We start from the raw sequence: 12,381 nt of genomic DNA, 5'->3' as shown, positions 1-12,381 counted from the left end.
TGGATCGATGTCATATGCCCGTGACCTGGCCGGCCGGCGAGGCGGCAGAAGCACGCTCCGCACCGGAGAAGACGCCCAGATAGACAGCTGTGGGAACACATTCGATGATGCGGCCATGGCGCATGGTCGCCACTTCGTCTACCAGGGTGGACAGGCCACCGAGACGATGCGTTATCAGCAAGACGCTGCGCCCCGCCATGGCTGCTGCCAGCGCCTGGTAAAGCTGCGCCGCGGTGCCGGCATCCAGGCCTTCGGTGGGTTCGTCTAGTACCAGGATCGGCGCATCCGCGAGCAGCGCGCGAGCGATCGCGATGCGCCTCGCTTCACCGCCGGAGACGCGGACACCGTTTTCGCCCACCCAGGTATCCAGACCTTGCGGCAGGCTCGCCACATAGCCGTCCAGCTGGGCCTGCACGATCACCTTTTTCAGCTGCTCATCGGTGGCGTCGGGACGCGCGATGCACAAGTTGTTGCGCAGGCTGGCGTCGAAAAGATAGGGCTGCTGGTCGACCACCGCGATGCGGGCGCGCACGTCGTCGCCCTGCCAGGTATCGAGCGGCGTGCCACCAAGCGTGATCGATCCCTGGTACGGATACAATCGAAGCAGTGCGCCGACCAGACTGCTCTTGCCAGCCCCTGATGGGCCGACCACGGCCAGGCGATGCCCTTGCGGCAGGTCGAGATCCACGCCATCCAGCACCCATGGCTCCAGCGCACCGTAGCTCAGCCGCAAGCGGCGGATGGACAAGCCATCGTCATGGACCACCGGTGACGGCGCTTGCGGCTCGATCACCGGGGGCGGCGTGTCGGCCAACGCAAATACGCGGCGCGCGGAGGCCATCGTTGCGCCGAGTTGCGCCCACGCTTCCGGCAACGGAGCAATGGCATCGAACGCCGCCATGGCGAGCAGCACGAGCATGGTCAGGTCAGGCGGTGCAAGCGTTGCGGTGTGCAGGGCCGGCAGGCCGAACACGAGGACTCCGACGACGGCGAGCTGCGCCGCAAGAGCCACGCCGGCGCCGCTGATGGCCTCCAGCCGGTTGGTCTGCCGGCGTGCCTGTTGCAGTCGAATGGTGGCGGCAGCTATCCGTTCGGCATGAGCAGACTCGGTACCGTAGAGCGCCAGCTCGGCGCGTCCGCGCAGGCCATCGGCGGCCAGCGTGCGCAGGGTTTCCGCACACTCCACTACCGTGGCGCCCGGCGCCGCGCCTTTTTTCATCGCCCATCGCGGCAGCAGCACGCCACCGAGACCAATCGGCAACAGCAGCCACAGCGCCAGCACGGGTAGATAGAGCAGCGCCGTGGCGAGCACGATGCCTGTCACCACCAGCGCGACCAGCAGCGGTATCAATACCCCGAGATAGGCATGTTCCAGCGCATCCACATCGGCGCGCAAGCGGGAGAACAGCTCGGCACTGCGCAGTCCGCCCAGCCCGGCCGGTGCCAGCGGCACCAGCCGTCCGAACAGCCATATGCGCAACCGTGCCAGTACGCGCAGCGTGGCCTCATGGGTGATCAGCCGCTCGGCGTAACGGCCACCGGTGCGCAGGATCGCCAGCAGCCGGATCAGCGCCGCCGGCGTGTAGTAGTTGATCGCGGCGCCGCTGGCGCCGGCCAGCGCCATGCTGGTGATGAAGTGGCCGGATACGGCGAGCAGGCCGATGCCTGAAAGCGTACTCAGCAGCGCCAGCGCGGCGCCGGCTGCCATCCAGCCACGATGGCCGCGGGCGAGGCCGAGCAGGCGCCGCAGCACTTGGCCGGAATCGGCGAACGGCGCGTCGCGAGGATCGGGAGGGCGAGCGTTCATGCCGCGCGATCCGCCGCCAGCAGCCGCGCGAAGGCGCCATGCGAGGCACGCAGCACCGACGCCGTACCCGCTTCCACGATGCAACCGTCCGCCATCACGGCCACCTGTTCGTCGGCCGCGATAGTATCCAGCCGGTGTGCGATGCGGATCACCGTGCGGCCCTCGGCCAGCTTGGCCAGGGCGCCGTCGATGACGGCCGCCGTGGCGGCGTCCAGATGCTGGGTGGGCTCGTCCAGCAGCAGCAGCGGCGCATCGCGCAGCCAGGCACGGGCCAGCGCAAGACGCTGGCGTTCGCCGCCGGACAACCCCTGTCCGTGTTCGCCTAGCGGCGTATCCAGCCCCTGCCGCAGGCGTGCGATGACCGGTACCAGCGCCGCGGCCTGCACGGCCCGTTCCAGCTGCCTGGCATCGGCCTGCGGGGCGGCGATCAGCAGGTTGTCCCGCAGCGTGCCTTGAAAGACATGCACGCGTTGCGGCACCCAGGCGATGTGCCGGCGCCACGAGGCCAGCGCCAGCGTCGTGAGGTCCTCGCCGTTGATCAGGATCCGGCCGCTCTGCGGCACGGCAAACCCCATCAGCAGATGGAGCAGCGTGCTTTTGCCGCTGCCGCTCGCGCCGACCACGGTCAGCCGGGTGCCAGCTTCGACGCTCAGCTCGAGATCATGCAGCACCTGGCGATCGGACGTATAGCCGAAGCTGACCTGCTCAAGCGCGATGCCGATTCCGGCCGCGGCGAACACCTGCGGCGACGGGCCGGCCGCGACCGCTGCCTCCTCTGCCGGGACGGCCAGCAGCGCGATCAGGTCCTCGGCCGCGGCGGCCGCTTCCATCCGCCGATGCCGCTGCGTACCCAGTGCGCGCAACGGCATGAATAGTTCCGGCGCCAGCAGCAGCACGAACAGGCCGGGCCCGAAGGCGAGCGTGCCCCACATCAGGCGAAAGCCGATCAGCACCGCCAGCACGGCGATGCTGACGGTGGCGAAGAACTCCAGCACCAGCGCGGACAGGAAGGCGATCCGCAGTACCGCCATGGTCTCTTGTCGGTACGCTTCGCCGGTGGCTTCCAGTAGCGCCTGCTCGCGGGCCGTCGCGCGGCACAGACGCAAGGTGGTGAGGCCCGACAGCGCATCCATGAACCGCGCGCCCATCCGGCGCAGACGCAGCCAGCGGCGCTGGCTGGCCTGCTCGGCTGCGCGTCCCACCAGCACCATGAACAGCGGAATCAGCGGCGCGGTAAGCAGCAGCACCAGAGCCGACCATGGATCGGCCACAAGCACGACGAGCAAGATCACCGCCGGTATCAGCGCGGCCAAGGCGACTTGCGGCAGATAGCCGGCGTAGTACGGGATGAGCGCATCGACCCCGTCGACCAAGCGCGTGACCATGTCGCCGCTCGATTGCTGCGCGGCCCAGCGCGGCCCCAGCCGGCGCATCCGTTCCTCCAGCGTCGAGCGCACGCTGGCGCTGACCCGGGCACCCGCCTCGAACGTGACCTGCCGCTGCAGCAGCGTGAGCGCGAAGCGGGCGGCGGCCAGCAGCGGCAGCGCGGCCAGGGCCGGCCACAGTTCGCCAAGGCGGCGCCCGGCGAAGATCGCCTCGGCCAGCACGTGGGCCACCAGCCAGGCGCCCCCGCACATCAGCACCGCCTGCGCGGCGCCTGCGGCGATACCCGCCGTCAGCAGGCGACGCACGGGATGGGACTGTTCGCGCAGCCAGGCAGTCGGCGAGATGGCCATCGAGGATTCCGAAATGCGGAAGCCGGCGCAAAGCCGGCCCCCATCACACTAGTTCAGGAGCGGGATTCACGCATCTCCGGTTTTGATGCTCGCCGCATGCGCAGCATGCTCATCCTGCGCATCGAGCAACGCGCCGCCGGCCGCGGTGATCAGCACGATCATGCCGGTGCCGACCAGCCAGGCGAAATACCATGCGCCCAGCTCGCCGAGCACGATGGCCATGAGGATCACCACCGCCGCCATGGCCATGAAGAGAATGAATTGCAGAAAGGTTTTCATGGCGGATCCTCAGTAAGCGTGTTCGTCGGCGGAGACATGTTCGGCCTTGACCTTTCCGCGCATCACGTAGAAAGCCCAGCTGGTGTACCAGACGACCAGCGGCACGAAGACCGCGGCAAAGCCCACCATCCAGGTCAGGGTGAGCTGGCTGGAACTGGAATTCCACACCGTGAGGCTCTGCGCCGGCGTGCTGCTGGACGGCAGCAGGAACGGGAACAGTGCCGTACCCGCCGTGCCGATGACGCCGAGCCAGGCCACCGCGCCCAGCCACCAGGCCAGATGCGAGCGTCTTGCGCCGGCAGCGAGCAGGCCCAGCAGCATGCCGGCAAAGCCCAGCGCCGGCACCAGCCACAGCACCGGATAGGCATGGAAGTTGGCGAACCATGCACCATCGAGCAGCGACACGTTCTGTTGCAACGGTGTCTGCGCGATACCCGCGGCCGGGCCGCTGGTCAGCACGAAGCCCTGCATGCCGCGTACCCAGAAACCGCCGATCGCGAACAGCACGATCGCGAGCACCGACGACACCCTGGCCAAGGTGCGGGCTCGTGCGTGGATGACGCCTTCGGCGCCGTTCATCACGGTGACCGCGCCCATGAATACCGACAACGCCGCCGACAGCAGACCGCACAGAATCGCGAACGGATTGAGCAGCCCGAGGAAGGACCCCGTATAGGTCGAAGTCAGATTCCAGCTGAACTGGAACGGCGCGCCGTGGAACAGGTTGCCGAACGCGGCGCCGAACACCACCATCGGCACCAGGCCGCTGACCAACAGCGCCCAGTCCCACGTATTGCGCCACGCTTCGGACGGCAGCTTGCTGCGGTACTCGAAACCGAGGGGACGCATGATCATGCTCCACAGCAGCAGCATCATCACCACGTAGAAGCCCGAGAACGCGGTGGCATAGATCAGCGGAAAGGCGGCAAACACCGCGCCGCCGCCGAGCACGAACCACACCTGATTGCCCTCCCAGTGCGGACCGATGATGTTCAGCGCGACGCGACGCTCGAGGTCGGTGCGGCCGACGTAGCGCAGGATGGTGCCCACGCCCATGTCCATGCCCACCATCACGGCCAGGCCGATCAGCAGCACGCCGAGCAGGAGCCACCAGGTGATTTGAAGCAGTGCGTACGTTTCCATCGCTCAAGCCTCCTGCGCGTAGCCGGCCAAGCGGGCGGCCTGCGACGTGTCTGTGAGTAGACCGGCGCCCTCGCCGGAATGGGATTGATCGGGGCCGATGCGGATGGCGCGCACCATCAGATACATCTCGGCGACGATGAATGCGGTGTACAAGCCCACGAATCCGATCAGCGAAAAGATCATGTAGCCGACGCCGTGCGTGGATGCGGACATCCAGGTCGGCAGCATGCCGTAGACCGTCCACGGCTGGCGTCCAAGCTCGGCCACCAGCCAGCCCATCTCGCAGGCCAGGAAGGGCACCGGAATCATCCACACGGCGATCTTCAGGAACCACCGCTGGTGCTCGATGTTGTTGCGCATGCTGTAGATCACCGCCAGCACGAAGTACGCCAGCATCAGCAAGCCCATCAGCACCATCACGCGGAACGACCAGAAGATCGGTGCCACCTGCGGGATGGTGTCGCGCGCCGCGGTGGCGATCTGCGCATCAGTGGCCTGGGTCACGTCCGCTGCGTAACGCTGCACCAGGAAGCCATAGCCGAGGTCCTTCTCGTGCGCGTGGAAGGTGGCCAGCGCGAAGGCATCGCCGGGTGCGGCGGAGAGCGACTGCAAGGCCGCCACCGCCGGAATGCCGTTGCGGATGCGTGCGATCGCGTCCTGCTGCAGCCGGTCGACCCCGGGAACGGTGCCATCCATGGAGTGGGTGACCAGCAGCGACAGCGCATACGGCACCTGCAGCTGGCCGCGGTTCACCTGATCTTTCTGCGAGGGAAACGCGACCAGGTTGAACGGCATCGGCGCCGGCTCGCTCTTCCACAGGCCTTCCATCGCCGCCAGCTTGGTCGGCTGGGCCTGGCCGCCGATGAAGCCCAGCGCATCACCCAGGGTGATCACCCCGGCGGTGGCGAGCACGCCGAACAGCACGGCCATGCGGAACGAGCGGCGGGCCAGCTCGACATGACGCCGCTTCAGCAGATACCAGGCGCTGACGCCGGCCACGAAGATCGCTCCGGTGACGTAACCGGCGATGCTGGTATGCACGAACTTGGCCTGCGCATCGTGATTGAAGATCAGCTCGGTCAGGCTGCTCAGCTCCATGCGCATCGTCACCGGGTTGAAGCTCGCGCCCGTCGGCGTCTGCATGAAGCTGTTGGCGATCAGGATCCACAACGCCGACAGGTTGGAGCCGAACGCCACCATGTAGGTGACCGCCAGATGCTGTCCCCGCTTCAACCGCTTCCAGCCGAACACCATCAGGCCGATGAAGGTCGCCTCGAGGAAGAAGGCCATCAGGCCCTCGATCGCCAGCGGCGCGCCGAAGATGTCGCCGACGAAGCTGGAATAGAACGACCAGTTGGTACCGAACTCGAACTCCATGGTGAGGCCGGTGGCCACGCCGAGAGCGAAGTTGATCAGGAACAGCTTGCTCCAGAACTGGGTGATCTCCCGGTAGATCGGCTTGCCGGTGGTGACGTAAACCGTCTCCATGGCGGCCAGCAGAAAAGACAGGCCCAGCGTCAGCGGGACAAACAGGAAGTGGTAAAGCGCAGTGAGCGCGAATTGCAGACGTGACAGATCGACAACGTTGATGTCATGCATGACGTGGCGTCCTGACCAAGATGAGTGAAGCCCGGATGAGTGATGCCCGAATGGGTGAAGCCCGATACCGGTGCATTGTTTCTCTTCCGCCTCGATTGATTTTGATCACGATCAAGTCGCCGGCAGATTTCCGCGCGCGACGGCGAACTGCCGCGTGCGCAGACCTGTGGCGTAACGTCGCGAACCTGGCTCCCCGCCGGTGAAACTGACCTGGGTCAATTGTCCTGATGTGCTGTTTCGGAGAATGCGCGCGGCACACACCAACCAAGGACAACAACATGAAATTCCTGCTTTCCCTGTTTATCGCCACCGCCCTCGCCGCTGGCGCAGTATCCGCCGCGCACGCCGCCGACACCGATTCCTGGGTGGTCCGTTTCGGGGCGCACACCATCAATCCCCAGTCGGACAACGGTCATCTCGCCGGCATGAAGGCCAGCATCGACAGCGACACCAAGCCGACCGCCAGCCTCGAATACCTGTTCGCTCCGTCCTGGGGCGTCGAGGTACTCGCCGCGTTGCCGTTCAAACACGAAATCAAGCTTGATGGCCAGAAGGTGGCCAGCACCAAGCAGTTGCCGCCCGTGCTTGGCGTGAACTATCACTTCATGCCTGATGCGCAAGTGTCGCCGTTCGTCGGCGCCGGCATCAACTACACACGCTTCTTCAGCACCAAGGGTGAAGGCCTGCTGCAAGGCGCCAAGGTGAAGATCGACAACAGCTGGGGCGCGGCCGCGCACGCAGGCGTCGACGTCAAACTGTCAGAGCGCTGGCTGCTGACCGCCGACGTGCGCTGGATCGGCATCAAGGGCGATGTGCATGTCGACGGCGCCAACGTGGGCACGGCGAAGGTGAACCCCTGGGTCTACGGCCTGAGCTTCGGCTACCGCTTCTGATCTAAGGACGCCCGAGCATACCTTGGGGCGCTCGTGTCTTCCTTGAGCGCCCTTTCCTTTCGACACGCAGTCAGTGATCCGCAGCAAGGGCGGGTGGCGCTGCTGGGCGCCGCCCGGTTACGCGTACATCAAGCGGACACTGCAGGATGTACTTGTACACCGCTACCGTCGCGCACGATGACGTCCACCGCAATGCCGTGACGCACGCTTTCGGTGACGATGCAGAAGTCCTCGAACTGCGCCAGCAGCCGCTCGATCTGCACGTAGTCGGCAGCGGCCTCCGGCAGCTCGATCGCCACGTCGACATGCGCCACGCGCAGGCGCTTGTGCTCGTTGCGCTCCAGCCGCGCCTTCGCCCGGGTCACGATGCTGCCCGGATGGTTCTTGAACTTGCGCAGCGAGAACAACAGGCTGGCACTCAGACAGTTGGCCACGGCGGCGACCAGCATGCGCGACGGGTTCGGACCGGTGTCGTTGCCCAGCGGCGCGGATTCGTCGGTGTGCAGCGCGGGGATCGCGGTGTCGTCGAATTCGATGCGGAAAACGTAATCCGATTCCTGGGTCAGGGTAAGCGTGAATTCCTGGGTCTCGCTCATGCTCACGCTCCTTCGGCGCTGGATGTTTCGGGTAGCGGATGGCGCTGCAGCCATACGTAATACAGCAGCGGAATCACCAGCAGGGTCAGTGCGGTCGACACCAGGATGCCGAAGATCAGCGACACCGCCAGGCCCTGGAAGATCGGGTCGTCGACGATGAAGAAACCGCCGATCATCGCCGCCACCCCGGTCAGCACGATGGGTTTCGCGCGCACCGCCGCGGCGTTGATCACCGCCTCGCGCAACGGCTGTCCGGCGGCCAGCGCGTGGTTGATGAAGTCGATCAGCAGGATCGAATTGCGCACGATGATGCCGGCCAGCGCGATCATGCCGATCATCGAGGTGGCGGTGTACTGCGCGCCTAGCAAGGCATGCCCCGGCATCACGCCGATCACGGTCAGCGGGATCGGCGCCATGATGATCAGCGGCACCACATAGCTCTTGAACTGGCCGACCACCAGCAGGTAGATCAGCAGCAGGCCGACCGAATACGCCAGCCCCATGTCGCGGAACGTCTCGAACGTGATCTGCCACTCGCCATCCCACTTCACCGCGGGGCGGGTGGTGTCGGTGGGCTGCGCGATGAAGTGCTGCTGCAGCAGTTGGCCGTCCAGCCGCTCGTGGCGAAGTTCGCCGACCAGCGAGAACATGCCGTACAACGGGCTGTCGGTGGCGCCGGCATCGTCGCCGGTAACCGCGGCATAGGGCAGCAGGTCCTTGTGATAAATCGCCTTCTCCCAGTTCGCCGCCTGCACGCTGACCACCTCGGACAACGGCACCAGAGCACCGCTCTGCGCACGCACGCGCAACGCCAGCAACTGGTTCATCGCGGCCTGGTCGCCGGCGTCGAGGCGCAGGCGTATCGGCACCGCGTATTTCGCGTGACCATCCATCAGCCAGGTCGCATCGTCACCGGACAATGCGGTGCGCAACACCTGCGCGATGGATGCCTGATCCAGCCCCAGCCGCGCCGCGCGTGCGCGATCGACCACCAGCACCTCGCGCGGCGCATCCGCCTCCACGCTGGTGTCGACATCGACGATGTCGGGGTTGGCTTTGAATTTCCGCTCCAGCGCGCGCGCCGTGCGGCGCACGCCGGCGTAGTCCGGTCCGTAGACTTCGGCCACGATCGGTGCGAGCACCGGCGGGCCGGGCGGCACCTCGACCACTTTCACCGAAGCACCGTAGCGTGCGCCGATGCGGGCCAGCGCCGGCCGCACGGCCAGCGCGATGGCGTGGCTCTGGCGCGAGCGTTCGCTCTTGTCGACCAGGCTCACCTGCAGGTCGCCGACGATCGGACCGCTGCGCAGGTAGTACTGGCGTACCAATCCGTTGAAGGTGATCGGCGCGGCGGTACCGGCATAGCCCTGCCAGTCCTTCACTTCGGGCACGCCGGCCAGGCTCTGCGCCAGCTCGCCGAGCAGGCGGTTGGTGCGTTCCAGCGTGCTGCCCTCGGGCATGTCCACCACGATCTGGAACTCGGACTTGTTGTCGAACGGCAGCATCTTCAGCACCACCGCCTTGACCACCACCAGGCCCACGGCGGCCAGCACCAGCACGCCCATCGCGGCGAACAGCAGGCGGCGCCGGCGCGGCGCGCGGTCGCCGTCGAGGAACGGCAGCATCAGCCGATGGAACACACGGTGCAGGCGGCCGTCGCCGGCGGCATGACTGGCGGTCGGCGCAGCGTCGGTGTGGCGGTGATGGCCAAGCAGCTTGAGCGCCAGCCATGGCGTCACGATCAGCGCGACCGCCAGCGACAGCAGCATGCCGGCCGAGGCGTTGATCGGAATCGGCCGCATGTACGGCCCCATCAGCCCGGACACGAAGGCCATCGGCAGCAAGGCGGCGATCACCGTGAAGGTGGCCAGGATGGTCGGCCCGCCGACCTCGCTGACCGCCGCGGGAATCGCCTCGCGCAGGGTGCGCCCGCCCAGCGCCATGTGCCGGTGGATGTTCTCCACCACCACGATCGCATCGTCGACCAGGATGCCGATCGAGAAGATCAGCGCGAACAGCGAGACGCGGTTGATGGTGAAGCCCATCGCCCACGACGCGAACAAGGTCAGCGCCAGGGTGATGACCACCGCGCTGCCGACCACGATCGCCTCGCGCCAGCCCATCGCCAGTAGCACCAGCAGCACCACCGAGAAGGTGGCGAAGATCAGCTTGTGGATCAGCTTGTCCGCCTTGTCGGTGGCGGTCTGGCCGTAGTCGCGGGTCACCGTGACGTGCACGCCTGCGGGAATCACCACGCCTTCGAGCACATGCAGTTGCGCACGGATCGCGCCGGTGATGTCGGCGGCGTTGGTACCGGGCTTCTTCGCCACCGCGATGGTCACCGCCGCTGCGTTGCCGGCAGCGGGGCCGGCCTTGCCGGCGGGTGCGCCGAACCAGACATAGCGGCTGGGCAGGTCGGCGCCCTGATGGATCGTGGCCACGTCGGAGAGGAACACCGGCTGGCCGTTCTTCAGGCCGATCACCAGTTGCGCCACATCCGCCGCGTCGGCGAGAAAACGCCCGGCGGTCACCGGCACATTGTGATTGCCCGTCACGCGATCGCCAGCCTGGGTCACCACATTGGCCGCGCGCAAGGCATTCGCCAGGTCGCCGACCGCCATGCCGTAGGCGGCCAGTTTCGCCGCATCCAGATTCACCACCACCGCCCGCTCGGGCGCGCCGATGGTGTAGACGTCGCGCGTGCCGGGCACGCGCTTCAATTCGGTTTCCAGTGTATGCGCGACCTCGGCCAGCTGGGTCGGACCTTGCGCGGGGTCGTCGCTCCACAGCGTGAGCGCCATCACCGGCACGTCGTCGATGCCCATCGGCCGCACCAGCGGCTGGCCCACGCCCAGGTTGGGCGGCACGAAGCCCTGGTTCTGGAACACCTGGTTGTACAGCCGCACGATCGCGGTCTGCCGCGGCACGCCGACCTGGAACTCCACCGTGATTACCGCCATGCCGGGCCGGCTCATCGAGTAGACGTGCTTGACGCCTTCGAGCTCGGCCAGCTTCTGCTCCAGCGGATAAGCCACCAGGTTCTCGACGTCGTGCACGTCGGCGCCGGGGAACGGCACCATCACGTTGGCCATGGTCACGTCGATCTGCGGCTCTTCCTCGCGCGGCGTGATCATCACCGCGACCAGGCCAAGCAGCAGGGCCGCGATCGCCAGGATCGGCGTCAGCGGCGAACGCTGGAATGTGCGGGCGATGCGGCCGGAGAAGCCGAGCCGTGGCTCGCTCATGGCGCGACTCCGTGCCGGCTCTCGGTCAGCCAGCGCGCGGCGGCGGCCGGATCGGTGGCGACCCGTTCGCCGTCGTCGAGCCCGGCCAGTACTTCGACCTGGTCTGCGTAGCGATGACCGATACGCAACTGGCGCAACGCCGCACCGTGTTCATCGAGCACGTACACGCCCAGCAACTCGCCACGCTGCACCAGCGCGCTGGCCGGCACCAGCAGGCGTTTCGCCTCGCCGGTGGCGAAGGCGACCTTTACCGTCATGCCCGGGTACAGGCCGGTGTCGCCAGCGGGCAACTGCAGCCGCACATTGAAGGTATGCGTATTCGGGTCGGCATACGGAAACACGCTGATGCTGCTGGCGGCAACTCGTCGAGCGCCGCCGCCGAGCAGCACCTCGGCCGCATGAAAATGGCGGATGGCATCGACCGCGCTCTGCGGCACCTGCACGTTGACGCGCAGGTCGTCCAGCGCTTGTATCGTGATCAATGGCTGCGGCGATGGCGGACCCGCCTGCACGGCCTCACCCACCTGCACGTAGCGGCGGGTGATGATGCCCGCATAGGGCGCGCGCAGCACCGTGTAGTCCAGTGCCTGGCCCACCTGATCGAGCTGGGCCCGAGCCGATGCCAGCGCTGCCTGTGCCGCATCGCGCTGAGCACGCTGCTGATCCATCTGTGCCGCGGAGATGAAGCCCTTCGCGTAGACCGCGTCGATGCGCTTGTACGACGCGGCAGCCTCCTTGTAGGTCGCAGCGGCCGAAGCGACCTGCGCCTGTGCCGCGCTGCGCGCCGACTTCTGCTCGACGTCGGTAAAGCGCACTAACACATCGCCCTTGGCGACGATATCGTTGACGTCATGCGGCAACTCGAGCACCCGCGCGTTGGTTTGCGCCGTGATCGTGGCCTGGTTCACTGCCTCCACCACGCCGTCCCAGACCTGTTCGTCATGCGCCGTCTGGGCATGCACGACGACGCTGGCCAGCGCCGGTGGCGGGCTCTGCGTGGCAGCCGGCGGATTGCGGTTGCCGCAGCCGGCCAGCGCGATGACAACCAGCGACAAGGCGACCAGGTGCGGGACAGATCTCATG

The 12,381-nt window shown here is 66.8% G+C and carries 9 protein-coding genes; 1 reads left to right on the top strand and 8 read right to left on the bottom strand.

Annotated features, from left to right (window positions below):
- Positions 1-10 precede the first annotated feature (10 nt).
- The 5 genes from cydC to EAH75_RS09350 all read right to left on the bottom strand — a co-directional run bounded on the left by cydC (position 11) and on the right by EAH75_RS09350 (position 6,564).
- Complete coding sequence (gene cydC / locus EAH75_RS09370; RefSeq protein ID WP_140648366.1) at positions 11-1,807, bottom strand: thiol reductant ABC exporter subunit CydC; 1,797 nt, start codon at positions 1,805-1,807, stop codon at positions 11-13.
- Entirely contained in the window at positions 1,804-3,543 is a 1,740-nt protein-coding gene (gene cydD / locus EAH75_RS09365) for a thiol reductant ABC exporter subunit CydD (RefSeq protein ID WP_140805238.1), read from the bottom strand. Before cydD ends, cydC begins: the two co-directional genes overlap by 4 nt.
- Positions 3,544-3,609: 66 nt before the next feature.
- Entirely contained in the window at positions 3,610-3,822 is a 213-nt protein-coding gene (locus EAH75_RS09360) for a hypothetical protein (RefSeq protein ID WP_140648364.1), read from the bottom strand.
- 9 nt (positions 3,823-3,831) lie between these two features.
- Positions 3,832-4,965: a cytochrome d ubiquinol oxidase subunit II gene (gene cydB, locus EAH75_RS09355; protein WP_140805236.1), complete on the bottom strand. Its 1,134-nt coding sequence runs from the start codon at positions 4,963-4,965 to the stop codon at positions 3,832-3,834.
- A 3-nt stretch (positions 4,966-4,968) separates the two neighbouring features.
- Positions 4,969-6,564, bottom strand: coding sequence for a cytochrome ubiquinol oxidase subunit I (locus tag EAH75_RS09350; RefSeq protein WP_140648362.1), 1,596 nt, complete (start codon positions 6,562-6,564; stop codon positions 4,969-4,971).
- Between the two features lie 278 nt (positions 6,565-6,842).
- On the opposite strand from EAH75_RS09350, the gene EAH75_RS09345 reads away from it, so the two are divergent.
- Positions 6,843-7,457, top strand: coding sequence for an OmpW/AlkL family protein (locus EAH75_RS09345; RefSeq protein WP_140648361.1), 615 nt, complete (start codon positions 6,843-6,845; stop codon positions 7,455-7,457).
- Between the two features lie 128 nt (positions 7,458-7,585).
- Here the strand turns inward: EAH75_RS09345 and EAH75_RS09340 are convergent, their stop codons facing one another.
- Genes EAH75_RS09340 through EAH75_RS09330 form a run of 3 tightly spaced genes read right to left on the bottom strand, consistent with a single transcriptional unit; the run spans position 7,586 to position 12,380 of the window.
- A complete protein-coding gene (locus EAH75_RS09340; protein WP_140648360.1) occupies positions 7,586-8,053 on the bottom strand; it encodes an OsmC family protein in 468 nt (155 codons plus the stop codon).
- 2 nt (positions 8,054-8,055) lie between these two features.
- The gene (locus EAH75_RS09335; RefSeq protein WP_140648359.1) at positions 8,056-11,298 is read right to left on the bottom strand and encodes an efflux RND transporter permease subunit; all 3,243 of its coding nucleotides are present in this window, start codon (positions 11,296-11,298) and stop codon (positions 8,056-8,058) included.
- Complete coding sequence (locus EAH75_RS09330; RefSeq protein WP_140805234.1) at positions 11,295-12,380, bottom strand: efflux RND transporter periplasmic adaptor subunit; 1,086 nt, start codon at positions 12,378-12,380, stop codon at positions 11,295-11,297. Before EAH75_RS09330 ends, EAH75_RS09335 begins: the two co-directional genes overlap by 4 nt.
- Between the last annotated feature and the right edge of the window lies 1 nt (position 12,381).

This window comes from Rhodanobacter glycinis, assembly GCF_006438785.1.
Taxonomy (GTDB): domain Bacteria; phylum Pseudomonadota; class Gammaproteobacteria; order Xanthomonadales; family Rhodanobacteraceae; genus Rhodanobacter; species Rhodanobacter glycinis_A.
The sequence above is the reverse complement of the archived record's forward strand: the minus strand, read 5'-3'. Positions and strand labels throughout refer to the sequence as shown.